The 22,790-nt window shown below is 63.6% G+C and carries 20 protein-coding genes and 1 pseudogene; 4 read left to right on the top strand and 17 right to left on the bottom strand.

What is annotated here, in order from left to right:
* Together AC3B6A_RS11135 and fabI are read left to right on the top strand one after the other, a co-directional pair.
* Window positions 1-1,614: an ABC transporter ATP-binding protein gene (locus AC3B6A_RS11135; RefSeq protein ID WP_488402730.1), complete on the top strand. Its 1,614-nt coding sequence runs from the start codon at window positions 1-3 to the stop codon at window positions 1,612-1,614.
* A gap of 18 nt (window positions 1,615-1,632) precedes the next feature.
* Window positions 1,633-2,430, top strand: a complete 798-nt coding sequence (gene fabI / locus AC3B6A_RS11130; protein WP_488402728.1) for an enoyl-ACP reductase FabI — start codon at window positions 1,633-1,635, stop codon at window positions 2,428-2,430.
* A 188-nt stretch (window positions 2,431-2,618) separates the two neighbouring features.
* Here fabI and AC3B6A_RS11125 read toward each other — a convergent pair whose 3' ends face one another.
* From AC3B6A_RS11125 to AC3B6A_RS11095, 7 genes are all read right to left on the bottom strand, one after another.
* Entirely contained in the window at window positions 2,619-4,508 is a 1,890-nt protein-coding gene (locus AC3B6A_RS11125) for a SurA N-terminal domain-containing protein (protein WP_488402726.1), read from the bottom strand.
* Between the two features lie 226 nt (window positions 4,509-4,734).
* Entirely contained in the window at window positions 4,735-5,007 is a 273-nt protein-coding gene (hupB, locus tag AC3B6A_RS11120) for a nucleoid-associated protein HU-beta (RefSeq protein WP_003087931.1), read from the bottom strand.
* Window positions 5,008-5,143: 136 nt separating this feature from the next.
* Complete coding sequence (gene lon, locus AC3B6A_RS11115; RefSeq protein WP_488402723.1) at window positions 5,144-7,540, bottom strand: endopeptidase La; 2,397 nt, start codon at window positions 7,538-7,540, stop codon at window positions 5,144-5,146.
* A 133-nt stretch (window positions 7,541-7,673) separates the two neighbouring features.
* Window positions 7,674-8,954: an ATP-dependent Clp protease ATP-binding subunit ClpX gene (gene clpX, locus AC3B6A_RS11110; RefSeq protein WP_371226640.1), complete on the bottom strand. Its 1,281-nt coding sequence runs from the start codon at window positions 8,952-8,954 to the stop codon at window positions 7,674-7,676.
* 108 nt (window positions 8,955-9,062) lie between these two features.
* Complete coding sequence (gene clpP / locus AC3B6A_RS11105) at window positions 9,063-9,701, bottom strand: ATP-dependent Clp endopeptidase proteolytic subunit ClpP (RefSeq protein ID WP_041711910.1); 639 nt, start codon at window positions 9,699-9,701, stop codon at window positions 9,063-9,065.
* Between the two features lie 93 nt (window positions 9,702-9,794).
* A complete protein-coding gene (gene tig / locus AC3B6A_RS11100; RefSeq protein WP_488402721.1) occupies window positions 9,795-11,105 on the bottom strand; it encodes a trigger factor in 1,311 nt (436 codons plus the stop codon).
* A 355-nt stretch (window positions 11,106-11,460) separates the two neighbouring features.
* Window positions 11,461-11,706, bottom strand: coding sequence for a hypothetical protein (locus tag AC3B6A_RS11095; protein WP_488402719.1), 246 nt, complete (start codon window positions 11,704-11,706; stop codon window positions 11,461-11,463).
* A gap of 97 nt (window positions 11,707-11,803) precedes the next feature.
* On the opposite strand from AC3B6A_RS11095, the gene AC3B6A_RS11090 reads away from it, so the two are divergent.
* On the top strand, window positions 11,804-12,469 hold the full coding sequence (locus AC3B6A_RS11090) for an SOS response-associated peptidase (RefSeq protein WP_488402718.1): 666 nt from the start codon (window positions 11,804-11,806) through the stop codon (window positions 12,467-12,469).
* Here the strand turns inward: AC3B6A_RS11090 and AC3B6A_RS11085 are convergent.
* From AC3B6A_RS11085 to AC3B6A_RS11065, 5 genes and pseudogenes are all read right to left on the bottom strand, one after another.
* The gene (locus AC3B6A_RS11085; RefSeq protein ID WP_488402717.1) at window positions 12,466-12,729 is read right to left on the bottom strand and encodes a hypothetical protein; all 264 of its coding nucleotides are present in this window, start codon (window positions 12,727-12,729) and stop codon (window positions 12,466-12,468) included. The two genes, AC3B6A_RS11090 and AC3B6A_RS11085, sit on opposite strands and share 4 nt — an antisense overlap.
* A gap of 36 nt (window positions 12,730-12,765) precedes the next feature.
* Window positions 12,766-13,560: a DNA adenine methylase gene (locus AC3B6A_RS11080; protein ID WP_488402716.1), complete on the bottom strand. Its 795-nt coding sequence runs from the start codon at window positions 13,558-13,560 to the stop codon at window positions 12,766-12,768.
* Window positions 13,561-13,861: 301 nt separating this feature from the next.
* A pseudogene (locus tag AC3B6A_RS11075) lies at window positions 13,862-14,038 on the bottom strand (hypothetical protein); the annotation flags it as partial.
* Window positions 13,965-14,435: a hypothetical protein gene (locus AC3B6A_RS11070; protein WP_488402715.1), complete on the bottom strand. Its 471-nt coding sequence runs from the start codon at window positions 14,433-14,435 to the stop codon at window positions 13,965-13,967. The pseudogene AC3B6A_RS11075 and the gene AC3B6A_RS11070, both read right to left, overlap by 74 nt.
* Window positions 14,436-14,444: 9 nt before the next feature.
* Window positions 14,445-14,879 carry a cell wall hydrolase gene (locus AC3B6A_RS11065; protein WP_488402714.1) on the bottom strand — a complete coding sequence of 145 codons (435 nt, stop codon included), beginning with the start codon at window positions 14,877-14,879 and terminating at the stop codon, window positions 14,445-14,447.
* Between the two features lie 320 nt (window positions 14,880-15,199).
* Between AC3B6A_RS11065 and AC3B6A_RS11060 the strand changes: the two genes are divergently transcribed.
* A complete protein-coding gene (locus AC3B6A_RS11060) occupies window positions 15,200-15,409 on the top strand; it encodes a hypothetical protein (RefSeq protein ID WP_488402713.1) in 210 nt (69 codons plus the stop codon).
* 1 nt (window position 15,410) lies between these two features.
* Here AC3B6A_RS11060 and AC3B6A_RS11055 read toward each other — a convergent pair whose 3' ends face one another.
* The 5 genes from AC3B6A_RS11055 to AC3B6A_RS11035 are packed head-to-tail and all read right to left on the bottom strand — an operon-like array spanning window position 15,411 to window position 22,742.
* Window positions 15,411-15,647: a hypothetical protein gene (locus AC3B6A_RS11055; protein ID WP_488402712.1), complete on the bottom strand. Its 237-nt coding sequence runs from the start codon at window positions 15,645-15,647 to the stop codon at window positions 15,411-15,413.
* Complete coding sequence (locus AC3B6A_RS11050) at window positions 15,647-17,401, bottom strand: hypothetical protein (protein ID WP_488402711.1); 1,755 nt, start codon at window positions 17,399-17,401, stop codon at window positions 15,647-15,649. Before AC3B6A_RS11050 ends, AC3B6A_RS11055 begins: the two co-directional genes overlap by 1 nt.
* On the bottom strand, window positions 17,402-18,190 hold the full coding sequence (locus AC3B6A_RS11045) for a hypothetical protein (RefSeq protein ID WP_488402710.1): 789 nt from the start codon (window positions 18,188-18,190) through the stop codon (window positions 17,402-17,404).
* A complete protein-coding gene (locus AC3B6A_RS11040; protein ID WP_488402709.1) occupies window positions 18,190-19,164 on the bottom strand; it encodes a hypothetical protein in 975 nt (324 codons plus the stop codon). The genes AC3B6A_RS11045 and AC3B6A_RS11040 overlap by 1 nt, the downstream gene beginning before the upstream one ends.
* Window positions 19,164-22,742, bottom strand: a complete 3,579-nt coding sequence (locus tag AC3B6A_RS11035) for a hypothetical protein (RefSeq protein ID WP_488402708.1) — start codon at window positions 22,740-22,742, stop codon at window positions 19,164-19,166. Before AC3B6A_RS11035 ends, AC3B6A_RS11040 begins: the two co-directional genes overlap by 1 nt.
* Between the last annotated feature and the right edge of the window lie 48 nt (window positions 22,743-22,790).

The following is a 22,790-nucleotide window of genomic DNA, read 5'->3' as shown; positions in this document are numbered from 1 at the left end:
ATGACCACAAGTGAAAACCTCATCGAAGTCCGCGACCTCTCGGTGGACTTCCTCTGCGGCGACGAGACGGTGCATGCGGTGGAGAAGATCAGCTTCGACATCCGCAAGGGCGAGACCCTGGCGCTGGTCGGCGAAAGCGGCTCCGGCAAGTCGGTGAGCGCCAACTCCATCCTGCGCCTGCTGCCCTACCCCACGGCCAGCCATCCGAGCGGCAGCATCCACTACGCCGGCAAGGACCTGCTGAAGCTGCCGGAGAACAAGCTGCGCGGCATTCGTGGCAACCGCATCGCCATGGTGTTCCAGGAGCCGATGACCTCGCTGAACCCGCTGCACACCATCGAGAAGCAGATCGGCGAAGTCCTGGCCCTGCACAAGGGCATGAACGCCGCCCAGGCGCGGGCGCGCACCCTGGAGCTGCTGGAGCTGGTCGGCATCCCCAACCCGGCCAGCCGCCTGAAGGCCTACCCGCATGAGCTCTCCGGCGGCCAGCGGCAGCGGGTGATGATCGCCATGGCGCTGGCCTGCGAGCCGGAGCTGCTGATCGCCGACGAGCCGACCACCGCGCTGGACGTCACCGTGCAGCTGAAGATCCTCGACCTGCTGCGCGACCTGCAGCAGCGCCTGGGCATGGCCCTGCTGCTGATCACCCACGACCTCAACCTGGTGCGGCGCATCGCCCACCGCGTGTGCGTCATGCAGCACGGCTGCATCGTCGAGCAGGCTCCCTGCGAAGCCCTGTTCGAGTCACCGCAGCATCCCTATACCCGCGAACTGCTGGGCGCCGAGCCCAGCGGCAACCCCGCCGACAACCCGCCCGGCCCGACCCTGCTGGACGTCAGCGACCTGCGCGTCTGGTTCCCGATCAAGAAGGGCGTATTCCGCCGCACCGTGGACCACGTCAAGGCGGTGGACGGCATCGACTTCAACCTGCCCCGCGGCCAGACCCTGGGCATCGTCGGCGAAAGCGGCTCGGGCAAGTCCACCCTCGGGCTGGCCATCCTGCGCCTGATCAACAGCCAGGGCGGCATCCGCTTCGAAGGCAGCGACCTGGAGGGGATGAACCAGAGCCAGGTGCGGCCCTTGCGACGGGAAATGCAGGTGGTCTTCCAGGACCCCTTCGGCAGCCTCAGCCCGCGCATGTCGGTGGGCCAGATCGTCGGCGAAGGCCTGGAAATCCACCGCATCGGCACGCCGGAAGAGCGCGAGCTGGCCATCGTCGAGGCGTTGAAGGAAGTCGGGCTGGACCCGGAAACCCGTCACCGCTACCCCCACGAGTTTTCCGGCGGGCAGCGGCAACGCATCGCCATCGCCCGGGCGCTGGTGTTGAAGCCGGCGCTGATCCTGCTGGACGAGCCGACCTCGGCGCTCGACCGCACCGTGCAGCGTCAGGTAGTGGAACTGCTGCGCCGCCTGCAGGCCAAGTACAACCTGAGCTACCTGTTCATCAGCCACGACCTGGCGGTGGTCAAGGCGCTGAGCCATCAACTGATGGTGATCCGCCAGGGCAAGGTGGTCGAACAGGGCTCGGCCGAGCAGGTCTTCTCCGCGCCGCAGCACGCCTACACGCAGCAACTGCTGGAAGCCGCCTTCATGGTTCCGGCGCAGCCTCACTGAGAAAAGGAGGAAACCCCCGTGGGATTTCTTGCCGGTAAGCGCGCGCTGATCGTCGGCGTCGCCAGCAAACTCTCCATCGCCTCCGGCATCGCCGCCGCGATGCACCGTGAAGGCGCGGAGCTGGCCTTCACCTACCAGAACGACAAGCTCAAGGGACGCGTCGAGGAGTTCGCCGCCGGCTGGGGTTCCCGCGCCGAGCTGTGCTTCCCCTGCGATGTGGCCAGCGACGCCGATATCGAGGCGGTGTTCCGCGAGCTGGGCAAGCATTGGGACGGCCTGGACATCATCGTCCACTCCGTAGGCTTCGCGCCGGGCGACCAGCTCGATGGCGACTTCACCAGCGTCACCACCCGCGAGGGCTTCCGCATCGCCCACGACATCAGCGCCTACAGCTTCATCGCCCTGGCCAAGGCCGGCCGCGACATGATGAAAGGCCGCAACGGCAGCCTGCTCACCCTCTCCTACCTCGGCGCCGAGCGCACCCTGCCCAACTACAACGTGATGGGCATGGCCAAGGCCAGCCTGGAAGCCGGCGTCCGCTACCTGGCCGGCAGCCTCGGCCCGGAGGGGACACGGGTCAATGCCGTCTCCGCCGGCCCGATCCGCACCCTGGCCGCCTCGGGCATCAAGAGCTTCCGCAGGATGCTCGCCGCCAGCGAACGGCAGACGCCCCTGCGCCGCAACGTGACCATCGAGGAAGTCGGCAATGCCGGCGCCTTCCTCTGCTCCGACCTGGCCAGCGGCATCAGCGGCGAGATCCTGTACGTCGACGGCGGCTTCAACACCACCGCCATGGGGCCGCTGGACGACGAGTGACCCACGAAAAAGCCGCCCGATGGGCGGCTTTTCATACAGCTGCGGAGCGGCCTGTTTGTTGTAGGAGCGAGCTTGCTCGCGAACCTTCTCCCGACAGAGCCCGCTCCCGCACGACCATGAAAAAAGGCCGCATTCGCGGCCTTTTTCCTTGTCGGCACCGGGCTGCCAGTGGCAGCCCGGGTCGATCATCACTTGCTGGCGTCGTCGAACTTCTCGATTTTCGCCTTCTCCTGCAGTTGACGGCGGAAGGCAGCGAAGTCCTCCTGGCCACTGCGCGAAGCGAGGAAGCGCTGGTACATGGCCTTCTCTTCGTCGGTCATCTTGGCTTCCGGCTCGCTGACGCCGGAGAGGCGCACCAGCACAAAGTCACCGTTCTGCAGTGCAACACCGGACAGGCCCGGCTTGTCGGCCGAAGCCGGATGCGCCATGCGGAACACGCTCTGCAGCACGACCGGATCGACACCCTCCTGGCTGCGCGAAGCGGCTTCCACCACCTTCCAGCTCTGGCCTTCCTGATCCTTGTCCAGCGGAATCTTGCCGTCGCGCAGGCCGGCGAGCAGCGCTTCACCGCGGGCCTTGGCGTCGGCAGCCGCATGCTCCTGCTGCAGACGGGCGCGGATGGTCGCACTGACCTGTTCCAGGGTTTGCTGCTCAGGCTTGTGGTGCTCCTTGACGCGCAGTACGACCACGGTGTCCGGGTCCAGCTCGATCGCGCCGCTGTTGGCGCCGTCTTCCAGCACCTCGGGGCTGAACGCCGCCTGGATGACCTGACGGTTCGCGGTCACACCCTCGCCGCCTTCGCGGCCGAACGGCTTGCTGGTCTGTACCTTCAGCCCCATGTCCTGGGCCGGCTGGGACAGGTCGGATGCCTCGTAGGCGGCGCTTTCCAGCTGCTTGGTGGCATCGACGAAGCGCTGCTCGACCAGTTGGGCCTTCACGTCCTGCTCCAGCTTCGGCTTCAGGCTTTCGAAGGCCGGAACTTCCGGCGCCTCGACGCCCAGCAGCTTGATCAGGTGCCAGCCGTAGGGGGTTTTCACCGGAGCGGAAACCTCACCCTTGTTCAGCGCATACAGGGCCTCCTCGAAGGCCGGGTCGTACACGCCGCGGCCGGCGTAGCCCAGGTCACCGCCATTGGCAGCGGAGCCGGTATCGTTGGACAGCTCCTTGGCCAGCTTGGCGAAGTCCTCGCCCTTGTCCAGGCGCGCCTTGATCTCGTCGATCTTGGCCTTGGCCTGCTGGTCGTTCTGCTTGTCGTTCACCTCGATCAGGATATGCGCGGCGTTGCGCTGCTCGGCGAGGCCGGCGATTTCCTTCTGGTACAGGGCCTCGAGGTCTTCCTTCTTCACTTCGACCTGGTCGAAGAAGCCGGACTTCTTCAGCTCGATGAAGTCGATGGTCACCTGCTCGGTGGTCATGAACTCGGTGCTGTGGGCGTCGTAATACGCCTTGATCTCGCTGTCCTCGACCTTGCTCCTGGACGGATCGGCCTTGAGGGTCAGGGTGGCGAAGTCACGAGTCTGCTTTTCCAGGCGGGCGAAGGCCTTCAGCTCGTCATCGGTGACGAAGCCGGTGCCGGCGATACCGGCGCGCAGCTGGCCGATCAGCATTTCCTCGGCGAACATCTGGCGGAACTGCATGCGGCTGTAGCCCATCTGGCGAATGACCTGGTCGAAGCGGTCGGCATTGAACTTGCCATCCACCTGGAACTCGGGGGTCTGCACGATCAGTTGGTCCAGCGCCTGCTGGGAGAGGGCGAACTTGTTGTTCTGGGCAGCCTGCAGGACCAGCTTGCGCTCGATGAGCGACTTCAGCGCGGAGTCCTTGAGCAGCTTGTCGTCGAGCATGGAGGCATCGAAGTCCTTGCCCAGACGCTGCATCAGCTGGCGACGCTGCATGTCCACGGCCTGCTGCACCTCAGGCAGACCGATGTCGTCACCATTGACCTGCGCGGCGACGTTCTCGTGGTGGGTTGCGCGAATGATCTGATCGAACCCGGTCAAAGCCATGAGGACAACGATGACTCCCAGGATGGTCTTGGTGATCCAGCCCTGAGAATTGTCCCTGATGTTTTGCAGCATGCGGCCCCCGAACGCGGCCACGGCCTGCCGTCAATGGCGGCGCGGCGTGGAAAAGGCGGATATAAGAAAGGCGCATCCGAGGATGCGCCTTCTCGTAACTGTTGGAGCTTGCGGGCATCTGCCCGTGACCCCTGGCGATTTCTACCGGCTCTGGGCCTGTAGAGTCGCCGCTCCGTGATCGGCTCAACCTGAGCTGAGCCGATCCAGGTCTAGTCCAAAAAGACGCTTAGTTTACAGCATCCTTGAGGGCTTTACCGGCCTTGAAGCCCGGGATCTTAGCGGCAGCGATCTTGATCGGCTTGCCGGTTTGCGGGTTACGACCGGTGCGAGCAGCACGCTCTTTCACGGCGAAGGTGCCGAAGCCGACCAGTACGACGGAGTCACCAGCCTTCAGGGCGCCAGTTACAGACTCGATCACCGCGTCCAGAGCGCGACCGGCAACAGCTTTCGGGATATCAGCAGATGCGGCGATAGCATCGATCAGTTCCGACTTGTTCACTCTAAGTCCCCTTATTTCTGTTGAGTATGTTTCTATGTGTTAGGTGTAAGCAAAAGCAGGTGCTGGTTTGCCAACTGACAAAGCAAGTGCCGCTTTATAACAAGGGCTCAAAAACAGTGTCAAGAAAGCCCCCCAACTAATGCGTGCTGATTCGCTCCTTGGAATCAGACTCGCGCTTCTCATCCTTTGCAACCATCTCGGGAGCCGCATCGGGCAAGGGCTCCGGCGCGTATTGCAGCGCAATTTGCAGGACCTCGTCAATCCATTTAACCGGTTTAATAACGAGATCAGCCTTAATATTATCCGGAATTTCCCTAAGATCTCGTACGTTTTCCTCGGGAATGATCACGGTCTTGATTCCCCCCCGATGCGCAGCCAGAAGTTTTTCCTTCAGGCCACCAATGGCCAGTACCTGGCCTCTCAGGGTGATTTCACCGGTCATGGCAACATCGGCCCGCACCGGAATCTGCGTAATGGCCGAGACCAGCGCGGTGCACATGCCGGTACCGGCACTGGGACCGTCCTTCGGCGTGGCGCCTTCCGGCACGTGGATATGGATGTCGTGCTTCTCGTGGAAGTCCGCCGGAATCCCCAGACTCTTCGCCCGGCTGCGCACCACGGTCAGCGCGGCCGTGATGGATTCGGCCATGACGTCGCCCAGCGAGCCGGTCTTGGTCAACGCGCCCTTGCCGGGAACGATGGCCGATTCGATGGTCAGTAATTCGCCGCCCACCTGGGTCCAGGCCAGGCCGGTCACCTGGCCGATCTGGTCCTGCTGCTCGGCCAGGCCGTAGCGGAACTTGCGTACGCCCAGGTAGTTCTCCAGGGTCTCCGGGGTCACCTTGGCGTCGATGCGCTTGACCTTCGTGCCCTCTTTCACCGCCTTGCGGCAGACCTTGGCGATCTGCCGCTCGAGGCTGCGCACGCCGGCTTCGCGGGTGTAGTAACGAATGATGTCGCGGATCGCCGCCGCCTCGAAGGTCAGCTCGCCCTTCTTCAGGCCGTTGGCTTCGGTCTGTTTCGGCACAAGATATTTCGAAGCGATATTGACCTTCTCGTCCTCGGTGTAACCCGGCAGGCGGATCACCTCCATGCGGTCCAGCAGCGGTGCCGGAATGTTCATGGAGTTCGCCGTGCAGAGGAACATCACATCAGACAGGTCGTAGTCGACTTCAAGATAGTGATCGTTGAAGTTGTGGTTCTGCTCGGGATCGAGCACCTCCAGCAACGCCGACGCGGGGTCGCCGCGCATGTCGCTGCCCATCTTGTCGATCTCGTCGAGCAGGAACAGCGGGTTGCGCACGCCGACCTTGGTCATCTTCTGGATCAGGCGACCCGGCATGGAACCGATATAGGTGCGGCGGTGGCCACGGATCTCGGCCTCGTCACGCACGCCGCCCAGGGCCATGCGCACGAACTTGCGGTTGGTGGCGCGGGCGATGGACTCGGCCAGCGAGGTCTTGCCCACGCCGGGCGGACCGACCAGGCAGAGCACCGGCCCCTTCACCTTTTTCACGCGCTTCTGCACGGCGAGGTATTCGAGGATGCGCTCCTTGACCTCCTCCAGGCCGTAGTGGTCGGCATCGAGGATGTCTTCGGCCTTGGTCAGGTCGTGACGCACCTTGCTCTCGGCCTTCCACGGCACGTTCACCAGCCAGTCGATGTAGGAACGCACCACAGTCGCCTCGGCGGACATCGGCGACATCTGCTTGAGCTTGTTCAGTTCGGCGTTGGCCTTGGCCAGGGCTTCCTTGGTCAGGCCGGCGGCATCGATGCGCTTCTTCAGCTCCTCGACTTCGTTGTGGCCTTCGTCGATGTCACCCAGCTCCTTCTGGATGGCTTTCATCTGTTCGTTCAGGTAGTACTCGCGCTGACTGCGTTCCATCTGCTTCTTCACGCGGCCGCGGATGCGCTTCTCGACCTGCAGCAGGTCGATCTCGGCATCCAGCATCGCCAGCACGTGCTCGACGCGGGCGGACAGCTCGGTGATTTCGAGGATTTCCTGCTTCTGCTCAATCTTCAGCGCCATGTGCGCGGCCATGGTGTCCACCAGGCGACCGGGCTCGTCGATACTGTTGAGCGAGGACAGGACTTCCGCCGGAACCTTCTTGCCCAGTTGCACGTACTGTTCGAACTGGCTCAGCAGGCTGCGGGTGAAGACTTCGGACTCGCGCTCGCCAACGGAGGCCTCGTCGATGATCGAAACTTCGGCGCGGCAGTAGGCTTCCTCGTCGGTGAAGCGCTCTACCTGGCCACGCTGCTCACCCTCGACCAGCACCTTGACGGTGCCATCGGGCAGCTTCAGCAGCTGCAGGACGGTGGCAACGGTACCCATGCGGTACAGGCCATCTTCACCCGGATCGTCGTCGGCCGGGTTCTTCTGCGCCAGCAGCAAGATCTGCTTGTCGCCGGTCATGGCGGCCTCGAGGGCCTCGATGGATTTCTCGCGTCCCACGAACAGCGGGATGACCATGTGCGGATACACCACTACGTCACGCAGGGGCAGCAGGGGCAACTCGACGAGTGTTTTCATGATATTCGGCTCTACAGCGGCACTTGGCCAAAACGATGGGATTGGACCCTTCGGCCTAAGATGGGGTTAGGGCTGGGAAAAAACAAGCGCGGTAGATAGGAAGAAAGAAGGGGCCGCAGGGCCCCTTCTGGTTTCAGGCGTCAGGCGCGGCCTTGGCCGGCTGCTCGCTGTTCTCGTAGATCAGCAGGGGCTGGGAGGAGCCATCGATGACGCTTTCGTCGATGACCACCTTGCTGACTTCGGTCTGCGATGGGATCTCGTACATGGTGTCCAGCAGGATGCCTTCGAGGATGGAACGCAGGCCACGGGCACCGGTCTTGCGCTCCAGCGCCTTGCGGGCCACGGCCTTGAGGGCGTCCGGACGGAACTCCAGGTCCACGCCTTCCATTTCGAAGAGCTTGGCGTACTGCTTGGTCAGCGCGTTCTTCGGCTCGGTGAGAATCTGCATCAGCGCAGCCTCGTCGAGCTCGTCCAGGGTCGCGATGATCGGCAGACGACCGACGAACTCCGGAATCAGGCCGAACTTCACCAGATCCTCCGGCTCGACCTCACGCAGCGCCTCGCCCACCTTCTTGCCGGCTTCCTGGCTGCGAACCTCGGCATTGAAGCCGATGCCGCCCTTGGTGGAGCGGTTCTGGATGACCTTTTCCAGGCCAGCGAACGCGCCACCGCAGATGAACAGGATGTTGCGGGTGTCGACCTGCAGGAATTCCTGCTGCGGGTGCTTGCGGCCGCCCTGGGGCGGCACGGAGGCCACGGTGCCTTCGATCAGTTTCAGCAGGGCCTGCTGAACGCCCTCGCCCGAAACGTCACGGGTGATCGACGGGTTGTCGGACTTGCGCGAGATCTTGTCGATTTCGTCGATGTAGACGATGCCCATCTGGGCCTTCTCGACATCGTAATCGCACTTCTGCAGCAATTTCTGGATGATGTTCTCGACATCCTCGCCCACGTAACCCGCCTCGGTGAGGGTGGTCGCATCGGCGATGGTGAACGGGACGTTGAGCAGGCGCGCCAGGGTTTCGGCCAGCAGCGTCTTGCCCGAGCCGGTCGGCCCGATCAGCAGGATGTTGCTCTTGCCCAGCTCGACATCGTCCTTGCGCTCACGCTGATTCAGGCGCTTGTAGTGGTTGTAGACCGCTACCGCCAGCACTTTCTTCGCGCGCTCCTGGCCGATCACATACTGATCGAGGATGGTGCGGATCTCTTTCGGCGCCGGAAGCTTGTGTGCACTGCTCTCCGCCTGCGCTTCCTGCACCTCCTCGCGGATGATGTCATTGCACAGGTCGACGCACTCGTCGCAGATAAAGACCGAGGGGCCGGCAATCAACTTGCGCACTTCGTGCTGGCTCTTGCCGCAGAAGGAGCAATACAGCAGCTTGCCGTTGTCCTCGCCGTTGCGGGTGTCAGTCATTCGATCGTTCCAATCGGGGATATACGTGAAGGACAAGATGAAGGCATTCGCAGGCATTTTCAAGCCCGCGAAGCGGCCGGATTACCGGCCGCGGTGTTGCGGAGAGACTCAGCTCGCGGAAGGACGCTGAGTGAAGACCTGGTCGATCAGGCCGTAGCTGACAGCCTCTTCGCCGCTCATGAAGCGGTCACGATCGGTGTCGCGGGCGATGACGTCCAGCGGCTGGCCAGTGTGGTGCGCCAGCACCTGGTTCAGGCGCTCCTTGATGAAGAGGATTTCCTTGGCGTGGATCTCGATGTCCGAGGCCTGGCCCTGGAAGCCGCCCAGCGGCTGGTGGATCATCATGCGCGAATGCGGCAGGCAGTAGCGCTTGCCAGCGGCGCCGCCGGCCAGCAGCAGGGCACCCATGCTGCATGCCTGACCCACGCAGATGGTGGACACGTCGGGCTTGATGAACTGCATGGTGTCGTAGATCGACATACCGGCAGTCACCGAGCCACCCGGGGAGTTGATGTAGAGGTGGATGTCCTTGTCCGGGTTCTCGGCCTCGAGGAACAGCAACTGGGCAACCACCAGGTTGGCCATGTAGTCCTCGACCTGGCCGACCAGGAAGATGATCCGCTCCTTCAGCAGGCGCGAATAGATGTCGTAGGAACGCTCACCGCGGGCGGATTGCTCCACCACCATCGGCACCAGACCGCCAGCGGCCTGAATGTTCGGAACTTGCGGCATATAAGGATTATGCATGTCCGACGATCACTCCCTAATAAAAAGTCATGTCTCTATAGACGCACAAGCCAGCCCGAAGGCTGGCTTGTGACAATCGAACGAAGCGATGAATCAGGCCGCTTGCGGAGCTTCAGCAGGCTTGACCGCGTCTTCGTAGGATACCTGCTTGTCGGTCACATCGGCCTTCTGCAGGACAGTATCTACAACTTGTTCTTCCAGTACAACCGAACGGACTTCGTTCAGTTGCTGGTCGTTTTTGTAATACCAGGCAACAACTTGCTCGGGCTCCTGGTAGGCCGAAGCCATCTCTTCGATCATTTCGCGAACGCGGGCTTCGTCGGCCTTCAGCTCATGCTGCTTGACCAGCTCGGCGACGATCAGACCCAGCACGACGCGGCGCTTGGCCTGCTCTTCGAACAGCTCGGCCGGCAGCTGATCCGGCTTGATGTTGCCACCGAACTGCTGGACAGCCTGCACGCGCAGACGATTGACTTCGTTGCCGATCAGGGCCTTCGGCACTTCGATCGGGTTGGTCTCGACCAGACCTTCCATCACCTGGTTCTTCACCTTGGATTTGATGGCCTGACGCAGTTCACGCTCCATGTTCTTGCGAACTTCGGTACGGAAACCTTCCAGAGTGCTTTCCTTCACACCGAACAGAGCGAAGAACTCTTCGTTCAGTTCCGGCAGCTTCGGCTCGGCGACGCTGTTGACGGTAGCGGTGAACTCGGCGGCTTTGCCGGCCAGGTCCAGGTTCTGGTAGTCCTCGGGGAAGGTCACGTTCAGAACGCGCTCTTCACCGGCCTTGGCGCCAACCAGGCCTTCTTCGAAGCCCGGGATCATGCGGCCGGAGCCCAGCACCAGCAGGGTGCCCTTGGCGGAACCGCCAGCGAAGGCCTCGCCGTCGATCTTGCCGACGAAGTCGATGTTCACCTGGTCGTCGTTCTGGGCGGCGCGGTCAACGGCTTCGAAGCGGGTGTTCTGCTTGCGCAGGATTTCCAGCATGTTGTCGAGGTCGGCATCGGCCACGTCGGCCTGCAGGCGCTCGACCTTGATGCCGTCAAAACCGGCAACCTGGAACTCCGGGAAGACTTCGAAGGTAGCGACGTACTCGAGGCCCTTCTCCTTCTCGAACACTTTCGGCTCGACGGAGGGAGCGCCAGCCGGGTTGAGCTTCTGCTCGACGACGGCTTCGTAGAAGGTTTCCTGGATCAGGTCACCGAGGGCTTCCTGACGAGCGGCGGCTTCGTAACGCTGACGGATCACGCTCATCGGCACCTTGCCGGGACGGAAGCCAGGAACCTTGGCGCGACGAGCGGTCTGCTGCAGACGCTTGTTGACTTCGGTCTCGATACGCTCGGCCGGCACGCCAACGGTCATGCGGCGCTCAAGAGCGGAGGTGCTTTCAACGGAAACTTGCATGGATATTCCTCGTGGCACAGACGTAAGCCGGTCCTTCCGGCTCCCAGAATCAAGGGCGAACATTCTAGTAGCTAGAAATGCAGAAGTCACCCAGACCAGAAGCTGCGGAAATTCACGGATGCGAGAGCTAATGGAGAGAAGATGGTGCGGACGGAGAGACCCAAACCAAAAACCCTGAAGCCCCTGAATCCGGACATTCCCGCGATAGAGGCACGGCGCAATGTACTATTTCATGTACTAAATAATCGCGCCTGGTCAGGGGACACTCATAGATAGACACGTCTTGGGGGTGGCGATGGTACAGCGTCAATGCCGCGCCGTCACGACCACGCGCTCCCTAGCTGGATCTTTATCTCTACGACCGCCGATCCCTTTCCTCTGATAACAGGGCCTTGAGCCGATGCAGGGCAACCAGGTGGCCACCGCCCTGTCCATTCCAAGCCTTCTGGATTGATTGATACATAGACTCGACCTCAGCTATCTGCCGCCGGCTATGCTCGATTTCCAGCAGCAACCGTCGGACGTCCGGGCCGGGGTACTTGTTCCAGAATTCCCGCATCTCGTCCTTGGACACAGGGGTGAATGGTGGGAGTTTGCTCATGACCGTCTCTACCACTGTATAAACAAACAGCATAAATCAGGAGCTTGTTTCTACAATGAAAGGAGGACAAACGGAGGGGTAAGGAATGTGCGGGAGAGTGACGCAGCCCTACAGCTGGGCTGAACTGGTGGCGATCATGCGGCTGCCAGGGCCCAACATGGCCAGGCAAACGGCGGAGCCGCGCTACAACATTCCGCCGTCAAAGCCTCTGCTGCTGATGCACATGGAAGGCGACACGCTGGTCGGCGACCTGGTGCGCTGGGGATGGCGCCCGCATTGGGCAACTGACAACAAGTTGCCGTCGAACGCGAGGCTGGAGAAGGTGGCTCATAGCCCGTATTGGCGGGCGATTTGGCCGCACCGGGCAATCGCTCCGGTCAATGGGTGGTTCGAGTGGATACCCGACGAGGCAGACCCGAAGAAGAAGCTGCCCTTCTACATAAGGCGGGCGGATGGGAGGCCATGCCTGGCCGCGGCTATCGGTCAATTCCCGACCGGTGATCAGGAGCCCCGCGAGCACGACGGCTGCGTGATCATCACCGACGAGGCTCAAGGTGGATTGATCGATATCCACGACCGCCGGCCGGTGGTGCTATCTCCCGACCTGGCAACCGAATGGCTGGACCCAGCGACGCCAAAAGAACGCGCCGAGCAGATGATGCTCCATCAGAACGAACCGCCCACGGCCTTCGAGTGGTACAGGGTGAGCTCCCAGGTGAACAACGCTGAGCACAAGGGAGCTCATCTGATCGAGCCGATCTAGCTTTCGTAGTGTGCAACTCCCTTTCCGCAGGGCTTCCACTCCCCCTGCGGGGCATGGAGCGTCAGCAGCGCGAAAACCTCTACCTCCTGCCCTTCCTTCGGCTCAGCCGGCAGGACGGCGGCGTGGCGCCCGGCCTGGAGACCAGGGAACATTACCGAGTTTGCAGCAGGGTGGAAGTCCCAGATGCCGTACTGGCCATCGCTCCTGACCAGCTTTTCAAGCTGAAACTTGGTAAAGCCGTTGTCGCGGATCCTGAGCATGCCGACCTCCTGTTGATCGAGGTCGGCATTGTAGCCTCAGAACAGACCGCCGAATGCGCCCGGCTGCCAGCTCATGATCACCAGCTCGCCGGTCACCTCGGCCGTGCCTTGCCGCTGGTTCGTGTTGCTGTAGCGGATATCCAGGCGCTCCATGTGGAAGCCCTCGAAGGCTCGGCGGATGTCCGGGTGGTCGTTGATGCTGACCATCACCTTGCCCTTGCATCGCCGCATGAAGTCGGCCATCCGCTCGTATTCGCTGAACGGAAAGTCAACGCCGTACCCCTCGGTCTGCCAGTACGGTGGGTCCATGTAGTGGAAGGTGTGCTCTCGGTCGTAGCGCTCGGCGCACTCCAGCCAAGGCAGGTTCTCGACGTAGGTGCCGGCCAGGCGCTGCCACGCCGCGGACAGGTTCTCCTCGATGCGCAGCAGGTTGATGGCCGGGCCGGTCGTCGCGGTACCGAAGGTCTGGCCCGAGACCTTTCCGCCGAAGGCGTGGTGCTGCAGGTAGAAGAAGCGCGCAGCCCGCTGAATATCAGTGAGGACCTCAGGGCGCGTGAGCTTCTGCCACTCGAAGACCTGGCGACTGGAGATCGCCCACTTGAACTGGCGGACGAACTCTTCCAGGTGATTCTTCACGACGCGATAGAGGCAAACGATGTCGCCGTTGAGGTCGTTCAGCACCTCAGTCTTGGCGGGGATGGGGCGGAGGAAGAAGAGTGCGGCGCCACCGGCAAAGACCTCGACGTAGCACTCGTGTGGCGGGAACAGTGGGATGAGGCGGTCGGCCAGGCGCCGCTTACCGCCCATCCAGGGGAAGATCGGATTGGTCATTTTGCAAGCCTTTACTGTATGGATAAACAGGTGTTAGGCTCGCCGCGCTTCGTGCACGAGGCGGGAGCCTGGGCTGGGCTTGCAGGGATGTTCTGCAGGTTCGGCGGCCGGCGAGGTGTTGCAGCACTCCGCCGGTCGCTCCTTTCATTTCGGGCGCCGGTCGCTTTGGACGCGAATGCACTCCAGCAGTTGGTTGGCGCAGCTCTAAGCTGCGTGATTCGGCTCGCGATAAAACATCACCACAGAACACCTTACGCACTGTAAGGGCCTGTACGATGCCACCTTAAGCCTTCAGCTCCATTCATCTTTGGCGCTGGGCATCCTGAATCAGGATGCACCCCCGCACCTGACTGGCGCAGCTGATCAGCGCCGCCTCTGTCACATCGAGCGACTGGCGCCACTGGTCATTGACCAGCACCGCCGGCCTGGCCGGGAGCTGACAGGCGGTCAGGGGGCAATACTGCCGGGCTGCGATAGGCGCCTGGCTCGGTTGTTTCGGGGCGCTCGTACAGCCGGCCGAGACCAGCAGGTACAGGACCGCGCAGATACTCAGCAACGGCTTGATCATTTCGGCGAAGCTCCTCGAAGGCGGCGCTCTGCGCCCTGGCGTTGGTTGATACGACCTGCTCCAGCAGGCGCATGCGTTGGAAAATCTCGGTGACGACGCCGATCTGGCGCTGCTGCTCGGCAAGGACCCCGGCCTGCAGGTCCACCATCTGCTGCGCCTCACTGGCCACCCTCACCGCGGCGTCTGCTCGCTGCGCCTGCAGATCGATGCGCGGAGCAAGTCCCCACCACACCAGACCAGCACCGAGCAGAACCAGCAGCACGCCGGCAAGGCCGAGCAGCCCCGCCTTGGAAAACAGGCTCGACATGGCGCCCTCCTACGGAACGTCACGGAAGAAGATGTGACGACCGAGCTGCACCGTCTGCTTGGCCTTCGCGATCCAGGCCGGCGGAGTCTTGAGACTGGTCGAGTAGTAGTGCGTGGCGCCGCCCGTCGGATCGGGCTGCCGCCCAGCGATGACGACCAGGGCCGCCTCGCGCGCCTTCATGTACTCCGCCGAAGGGATCGGCCGGGCTCCGCTCAGGAACTGATAGTTCGCGTCCTTCACGTTCCAGCAGCTGTACTGCCACGGTGCCCGACAGACTCCGGCGTATCCCTCCCCCCACCAGTCCGGTTTCCCGTCCCGGCCGAGGTCAGCCTCGACCCGGTTTCGAATAGTCCAGCCGACAGCAACCATGCCGGCGAACCCTTCGCCACGCGCCTCGCCCCACAACGTCCGGGCGAGAACGTCTACATCCCGATCTTCACTCACTGCGACCTCCAGAAACGAAAAAGCCCGCGTATCGGCGGGCTGGATTGGGTTTTGCTTTGATAGGCTTGAGCCCGCCAACTGGAGGGCTCGCGATGAAGGAACAGCGCAAACTGACGGGGCTGCGCGCTCACATTGAGGAACTACTGAGCGAAGGCTGGCGGATCAGCTCGCGGGAACCGCTCGCGCTCAGGCGCGGACGGGAGCGCCTCCACTACCGATTCGGCATGCTGGTAAGTGGGTGACTCACCCCTGTAGACCTCCGATCGTTCAGTAACTCTGAGTTAGCGTATTGACTCCACCCTCAAACCAAGGAGTCACTCATGACCGAAATTGAAATCCTCGGCCACACCAACCCCTACGCACTGAATGGGATGTATCACCGCATCGCCGATGACGAGGTGCAGGCTATCATCACCTTCAACGTCTACGATCGTCGCAGCGAGTCGTGGACGCACCCTCAGTATCGGCGCGTGGAGAGTCATCCGAGCGCACCGGATATGCCCCGCTACGCCTTCATCGGCTGCGTGTAAATCAAACCTCGATGTCGTACTGCGGCAGGCTCGGCGCCTGCCCCACGACCTGGCCGTCAGCCAGGAAGGCGTTGTTGCCGGCGGCGACCGAGGTGCCCGCCACCACCAGCTCGGCGCCGGTGCGCAATTGCACGCGGCTGGTGCCGGACACGGCGTCGACGCTGAGCACCTCCGCCACCGTCTTGTGCCCGCCGGGCAACAGCCCGATGAAGCGCCGCCATGGATTGACTGTCGCCATCAGTTGCTCCCGTAGTGCCGTTCGATCTTGAGCGTCTGCCAGACCTCGCAGGCGCCGACGCCGCTGGCGGTGATTTCCGTGCTCAGGCACAGGCCGCGCCAGGGCGTGGCCTCGTCCCGAACCTCGGTCAGCATCGCCGGAAGCACCAGGCCCGGCGCGCTGCCGTCCTTGTGGAACAGCGGAATGCGTCGGGTCTCGATGCTCTGGCTGCCGCCCTTGGACAGCTCGCAGATCCCGCGCGAGCGGGCCGGGTCGGTGCCGGTCATCCAGTCCTCCATGACGTCGGCCGCGGGCTCATCGCCGGCAGTTCCGGCGCGGCGTACCTGCACGCCAACGCCGTAGTTCGTGCCGCTGATGTAGACGAAATTCCACTGCGGCTGCGGGCTCCACTCGCTGCCCCACTCCGCGACGACCTCCCCGGCGATGATCCGGTCCGGAACCGCGGTGGCCCAGAACCAGGTCGCCTCGCGGTAGCGTGGCAGCACGGTGAGCCCGTCGCCGGACTCGTCGGGCCGAACCACACCGCCGGCCACCTCGGCCAGCCGGTGGATCACCTCCATCGGCGTCTGGTCCTGGTAGCTGAAGGATCCGGCCGGCAGGGTCCAGTCCGGCGGGCCAAGACCCACGATGTCCCAAGACGCGGTGAAGCCGGTGTTCAGCAGTTGCTCGTCAACGACCTGCCGGGCGTTGATCGCGGCGGTGTTCACGGCGGAGCGTCTGGGCGCATAGGGCGCGGCCAGTAGCTGGGTGCGGCTGGCCCCGCTGATGGTGAAGTTCTCCGACGGATGCTTGCCGCTGCCACTCCAGCGCTCCACCAGGAATCGCCAGGCGTGACCGTTGATGGTCAGCTCCACCGTCTTCGGGCCGTTGGCATCCGGCACCACCTGGTTGAGCGAGGTGCGCCCGAACAGCTCGGCGCTGAAGGTCCAGGCGAACGAGTCGATATCCAGGCTCAGGCGGATGTTGGTGGCCTGCACCGGCGTTCCGCTGGGCAGCACCACCATGGTCACCACGTTGCCGATCATGTAGGTCTCCAGAATGTCGGGCTCCTGCGGCGGATCGATCACCACCACAGGTCCCGGATAGTCGGGGTAGACGATGCCGGTCGGCACCGGGTCCGCCGGCGTGCCCCAGCCCCACGGCATGGTCCGCATCTGCTCGATGATGCGCGCCGGGGTGAAGCGCACCGCGGCGCCACTGTCGACCGGCTGGATCGCGTGAGACGGCGGCACATAGCGGAAGTTGAAGAACACGCCGGTACTGGGCGGCACGTAGCGGCCGGCGAAGTTGAACGGCACAACGCCGGCCGGCGGGATGTACAGGCTGGCCTGCCGTTCGGCGTCGGCATCCCTGCGCGGGCCGTACTCGTCGCTGCGATACCAGCCCTGGCCGTTGCCCAGGTCCACCTGCGGCGGCATGGGGTTGTAGATCAGCCGCAGGCGCACGTCCTGGCGCCGGATCGAGCGATCCCACGCGAGCAGCAGCGCACCGTCCTTCTCCGGCACCAGGCCCCAATGGCTGGTGGCATCCGCGTCCTGCTCAGTGCCAGCCCCCCAGGCCGTGGCCTGGTGCTGGTCGACCTGCGGGACCGTGTCCCAACCGCCTCGGACCAGGGCGTCGACGTCATCGCCACCACCCCAGCGCCCCGCCGCCTCCGTCTGACGCTTATCCATCGAGCCCCAGGCAGCTGCGCTCCGACCATCCAGCCAGCGCCGCGCCGGCAGCCAGCGTGACGAGGTTTCCAGGTTCAGCATTCAGATCCCCTCGATGCGGAGCGGGCCGTGGGCAAGCGGCTGGTGGTAGCGCACGGCAACGGCGCGGGCCGTGCCGAGGGGGCGCGGGGCGTTGTCGCCGTCGATGGGCCACCATTCAGGCTCTATGGCCGGCAGGACGCCGCCCTCGGTGATCCGGTAGACCCAGCCGACAAACAGCGTCGGGCGGATGGTCTGCCCTTCGGTGACATCCAGGCTTGCCTGGAAACCGACGCCCCAGTCGTCCAGCGCCACGGCGTAGACCTCACCATCGATCACCCTTACGTCGATGGCGCCTTCGCCGCCGGGCGTCGGCCCGTAACCGGCAAGACGCCACTGGCCGTCACTCGGCCGTTCGAGAACGACCACCTCACGATCCGCCGCGAGACCATCCACCCGAACCTTTCCATCCAGCACCCCGGGAGAACCAGGGTTGCCCGCACCATCACCGCTGGTGATGTTGTAGGTGTAGGTCCCCGAGGCAGACAAACTCAGGTAGACGGCCCGGGTCTTTCGCGGCGCCAGATCATCCACACCACAAGCGAGCCATTCTCCCTGGGCCAGCAGCGTGGCCAACTCTACCGAGCAGGTCTGGGTAAACTCGCCCGAACCGGCTTCAGCCCAGAACGCCATCTGCAGACTGGAGATAGTTTCCCAGCTGCGATACAAGCGCAGGAACTTAACCCCTGTAGTTACTTCCCCCTCCCGCAGCAGCCTGAACCGAAGCTGAACCATAATCGGCGCAACATATCCGGGGATCGCCCTGGAATATGGGATCGCAATAGTAGGCATCACCAGAATCCAGGGTTGTCTGTGAGAAGGAAAGTTGTTGTATAGCTAATCAGGGAGTTCATGAAGTAGTTGTAACCATCACCCAGATTGATCGGCGTGTTGGCCGTTCGGGTATTCATGGTTCCGACATACCCAAGGCAGTTGGCCGCCTTGCTGGCCACGCTCCTGGACAGCACTGGCGACCAGGCAATCCCCCGCAGCTTTCCCGCGTATACCCCGCCACCCACCCAGACCGCGCTGGATAGCTCAACATCCGCCAGCAGCGCAGTGGTTTTAACAGTGTATTGATCAGCCGTCGTCATGAACCCTGGCAGCTCAACTGCAAGAGACCCAGAGTCGACCAGCAATCCGGTAGCAGGGTCCTTCAATGCAGTAAAACCTCTAGCTTCGAACCAACCCAGATCGATGGTTGCCGCTGCAGTGGAGTTGTTCTGGCCGCCGATGACAACGAAGTGCCCGAGTGAGTCTTCACCAACGTACAACGTCGTCGGGGCGTTTTTATTTACCCCCCATCCAAGCTCCCCCGCAGTTGTCGAGATCACCGCACTCAAAGCAAGTACAAAACTTTTACTATCAGCCACCATGCTCCACGTTGTTGAGTTTGTTCCGTACACCGTGCAGACCGCTGTCACCCGCTGCGGCGCAGCGTTATTTGCCGCCACCCCTGTCTTCAGTCCATCACCGGTCATGACGTTTCCGTTCATGCCGGTATAGGTTTCTGCCACGTAGACAGTGATTAAGCCGCTAAACCATGAGAAGCACACATAGCCACTCGCACTGCCATTGCGCAGCACGATGAAATCGCTGCCCTCATTGATCAGAGACCAGCCCGCCGCCGGCCTGTCGCCATAGCCGTTGACCAGGCAGGCCTTGAGGATTTCCTTGAACGCGTTGAAGTGGGCAGCCACATACTGGTTGGCGTTGTAGGTAAGGATCGGCGCCCCAGACTGATCACGATGGTATGCGGTAGCCATCAGTCGGCATCCCCCCTGATCTGCAGTTTGAATTGGTCATCCTCCACCGTCCCCTGCCCGCTCAGAACGGTGCGCGCGATCCACAGCGGCCCAAGGCAGCTGTCGGTGTTGAAGCGAACGGCGTTGCCGGCAGCCCATCCCGAGCCCCACCCATCCTTGAGGATGGTGAAGTACGGTTGCCCGGTTTCAGCATTGACCGGCGCGCAGTCGCTGGAGGTGGTGCCGGTACTGATCACCCCGAGCTTTTCCTCCACCACCTGGAACTGCGTGCTGCTGATGAACACCAACGCCCACTTGCCGTCGATGGCGCCCATGTTGGTGATCACCGGCGGATAGCTGAGCAGGTTGTAGTTCGCCGTGGTGGTCTCGCCGATAGGTGCATCAGTCCAGTTCGGCACGCCCTGGTTCCAGGTCTTCTGGGTGAACCAGTGGTGATACCGCGACTGCAGGTCACCCCAGCTCACCGCACTGGACACCATGGTTTCATCCGCCGGCAGGTCCCACGGCAGCGGCGAGCTGAGCCCCACCTGGCCGCTGATCTGCACCTCGGTGCAGAGCGTCATGTGCTCCACACGGTCACGCACCACCAGCGGCAGGGTAAGCGGATTGCCCACGGCGTCTTGCAGCAGCAACGGATTGGCCCAGGTCAGACTGCCTTGCGCCCGGTCAGCCACGTAGCCGGCCGGATTCATGACCACCCCGTTCACATCCACCACCGCGATCTCCGCCTGCTGCGCGCGCTCAAGCTGCAGCATGGCCCCGCCCTGCGGGCTCGCTACCGCGGTCTCCACCGTGTGGTGGATCACCAGCACGTCGCCCTCGCGGTAGATCGGCACCCGCCCGTCCGCCGGCAGCCGTACCGGGTCGAGGCCGATCAGGCTCGCATCGAGCGGCAGGCTCGAAAACACCACCGCGTTGTAGCGCAGCAGCAGCGGAATGACCGGGATGTCGCTCGCGCCGGTCTGGTCGCCCAGGTCGCTGGTGAAGCGCAGGCGCGCGATGCCGGTGTCGACGTCGACCGTGCCCTTGATCACCGCGTGGTTGAAGACCCCGTTGGCATCCGCCGTGGCGACTACGATCTGGGCGGTGTCGACCCGTACGGCGGTCACCTGCATGCTCCCCGGGCGCAACGGCGCACCCGGCGTGCGGAACACCATGGCGCTGATGCTGAACCCGGCGTTGGTGGTCAGACAGGCCAGCAGCGTCACAGCAGCCGCCGCGCCGGCGTTGTAGGTACTGAGCGTGGCGGTGCGGCCGGCATAGTCGACAGCGCCGACGGCGATGCCGGCGTTGGTCTGGCTGCTGATGTTCTTGTACAGCACGCCCGAGCGGTCGACGTAGGTCTCGCCCGCCCAGGTGAATACCAGGGAACCCGGCAGGATCGGCTCGGCGATGCCCGGCAGCAGGTCCAGCGTCACCGGCGCCACGACCTGGACGTCGGTCTGGTTGCCGTAGGTCTGCCCGTTGGACTGGGCACGGATGGACAGCGTGCCGCCGAACGACTCCAGCAGGCTGGTATCGGTGCTCACCAGGATCAGCTCGTCCGGGCGCCAGTTGATGCCGCTCTCCTTCGTGGCGTAGGTGTGCTCCTTGAAGGTGTAGGTGCGCTCCACCTGCAGGGTGAACTCGCCCGTCTGGTAGTTGATGTTCCCGCCGCGACCGATCCAGTTGCCCGAACCGTTGTCAGTGGTCGAGTTCTCGACCAGCACCTCCGACTCGTACACCGGCAGTGCGTTGCCGCCGTCGATGACGCCCTGGCTCATCGCCGGCACCGGCGCCCGCTGGCGGGTCACCCAGTTGATCTGGACGCTGCCCGGCTTCAGCGGCGCGCCCGGGATGGTTCCGCTGCACATGCCGCTGCTGTCGGAAGTCACCGACAACGGGCTGTCCGTGAAGCTGCCCTGCTGGTACGCATGGGTGATCCCGGAGCCGGCGTCCGGCGTGGCGGACAGTTCCAGGGCGACCTTGCCGGCGGCGTAGTTGATCACCCCGTTGCCGCCGGTGCCGGACAGCGTGCCGTTGCCAGCATCGGTGATGGTCTTGGTCACGCCGCCGACCTTGAAGGTGGCCGAGTAGCTGCCCGGCAGCAGGCCCTGGTGCGGCAGGGTCCGCTCGACCTTGGCCTTCGCCTGCACGCTGGCCCCGATACGCTGGGTCAGCGCCGCGCCGTTCTGGCCGACGTAGGCCCAGATCACCGCACTGCCGACATCCGGCAGCGCGTTCAGGGTGAGCGACACCGACCCGGTTGCGAAGGCGATGGTGCCGGTGCCCTCGCCCACCAGTTCGCCGTTGCCCAGGTCGCGCAGGCTCTGCCACTTGCCCAGCGCCAGGTAGCTGACTTCCAGCGTGCCCGGCATCGGCGGCGCATCGGCAAGGCTCAGGGTGTACACGTAGCCGCGATTGGCCAGGTCAATCGCGATCTCGCCGGTGACCGTCTCACCAGTGGCCGGGGCGCCCGGCTGGTAGGTGCTGGTGGCGGCGCCGGTGTAGGCCGCTCCGGTGCGGCTGACGTTGATCTCCCCGGTTTCGTAATCGATGGTGCCGCTGGTGATCCAGTTGCTGCCGCTGACGAAACGCAGGCCGCCCACGCTGTCGTCAGCGAATACGCCGCCGTTGACGTTCAGGCTCAGCGAACCCGGCGCGCAGCCGGTACCGAGGAAGCTCCGCGACTGGCCGCCAGTGACCGCCGCAAAGGTCAGGTTCACGCCACGGGCAGGGCCGGCGGCCAGGACCAGACGGCGCTGATAGCCGCCCAGCTGGTCGATCAGCGCATTCTCGCGGGTAGTACTCGGCACCAGGTGCGCATAGACCGACGCTACCCGCAGGCTCAGCGCGCCCACGGCAACCGCCTGGGCCAATGGGCTGATACCGTAGTAGTGCGCCGCGTCCGCCACCTGGGTGGTCAGGACGCTGCTTTTCGTGCCAGCCGCGCCGGCCGGCAGCGCGGTGCCGGCCGGGGTCGGCTGGCCGCCAATGAAGGTATTCAGCAGCGGCGAGGAGATCGACAGGTCCAGGCGCCGACGGGTGAAGGTCACGAAGTTGCCGTTGCCATAGTCGTAGGTGAATTGCTCCATGCGCGCCTCCACGGCCGTAATTCGGAGGTATTGCGACAGCGCACCATTGAGCAGTTGGTAGACCTGGCCGATCTCGGGCTGCCGCTGCTCCTCGCGCTGGATGCAGGCGATAGCGCGCTGGCCCTGCAGCTGGTTGCCCAGCAGCTCGAACTGCGCGGACACCGCCGGCACCACGAACGACTCGATGGCATTGCGCGCATCGGCGCGCTCATCGGTCTGGCTGCCGGTGTTGAACAGCAGCACCGAGACGTTGGGGTCCTGCGGCGCCCGGGTCAGGATCGCGTGGGCGCCCAGATAGGCGTCGGCGTTGGTCGACATCACACCGGCGAACACCTTGCGCAGGCTGATCCGGCCGATGGTCCGGTCCAGGCGCGAGATGTCGGGGAAGACGTTGTTCACTTCGCTGTCCACGACGGCCTGGCCGGTGGCCCGGCCACCGCCGTCGGACTCGTCGGTGAGGCGCTGCGACTTGAGCAGCTTGATATCGTTGACGCTGATGGTCATGGAGAGCTCCAGCCAGAAACGAAAAACCCCGCCGAGGCGGGGTGTGGT

Source organism: Pseudomonas sp. B12(2026), assembly GCF_057767015.1.
Note: the sequence above shows the minus strand (reverse complement) of the source record. Positions and strands in the feature narration are given on the sequence as shown.

Coding starts and splice junctions, on each gene's coding strand:
- AC3B6A_RS11135 (WP_488402730.1), top strand. CDS start 1: ATGACCACAAGTGAAAACCTCATCGAAGTCCGCGACCTCTCGGTGGAC.
- AC3B6A_RS11125 (WP_488402726.1), bottom strand. CDS start 4,508: ATGCTGCAAAACATCAGGGACAATTCTCAGGGCTGGATCACCAAGACC.
- lon (WP_488402723.1), bottom strand. CDS start 7,540: ATGAAAACACTCGTCGAGTTGCCCCTGCTGCCCCTGCGTGACGTAGTG.
- clpX (WP_371226640.1), bottom strand. CDS start 8,954: ATGACTGACACCCGCAACGGCGAGGACAACGGCAAGCTGCTGTATTGC.
- clpP (WP_041711910.1), bottom strand. CDS start 9,701: ATGCATAATCCTTATATGCCGCAAGTTCCGAACATTCAGGCCGCTGGC.
- tig (WP_488402721.1), bottom strand. CDS start 11,105: ATGCAAGTTTCCGTTGAAAGCACCTCCGCTCTTGAGCGCCGCATGACC.
- AC3B6A_RS11095 (WP_488402719.1), bottom strand. CDS start 11,706: ATGAGCAAACTCCCACCATTCACCCCTGTGTCCAAGGACGAGATGCGG.
- AC3B6A_RS11085 (WP_488402717.1), bottom strand. CDS start 12,729: ATGCTCAGGATCCGCGACAACGGCTTTACCAAGTTTCAGCTTGAAAAG.
- AC3B6A_RS11080 (WP_488402716.1), bottom strand. CDS start 13,560: ATGACCAATCCGATCTTCCCCTGGATGGGCGGTAAGCGGCGCCTGGCC.
- AC3B6A_RS11070 (WP_488402715.1), bottom strand. CDS start 14,435: ATGTCGAGCCTGTTTTCCAAGGCGGGGCTGCTCGGCCTTGCCGGCGTG.
- AC3B6A_RS11060 (WP_488402713.1), top strand. CDS start 15,200: ATGACCGAAATTGAAATCCTCGGCCACACCAACCCCTACGCACTGAAT.
- AC3B6A_RS11055 (WP_488402712.1), bottom strand. CDS start 15,647: ATGGCGACAGTCAATCCATGGCGGCGCTTCATCGGGCTGTTGCCCGGC.
- AC3B6A_RS11050 (WP_488402711.1), bottom strand. CDS start 17,401: ATGCTGAACCTGGAAACCTCGTCACGCTGGCTGCCGGCGCGGCGCTGG.
- AC3B6A_RS11045 (WP_488402710.1), bottom strand. CDS start 18,190: ATGCCTACTATTGCGATCCCATATTCCAGGGCGATCCCCGGATATGTT.
- AC3B6A_RS11040 (WP_488402709.1), bottom strand. CDS start 19,164: ATGGCTACCGCATACCATCGTGATCAGTCTGGGGCGCCGATCCTTACC.
- AC3B6A_RS11035 (WP_488402708.1), bottom strand. CDS start 22,742: ATGACCATCAGCGTCAACGATATCAAGCTGCTCAAGTCGCAGCGCCTC.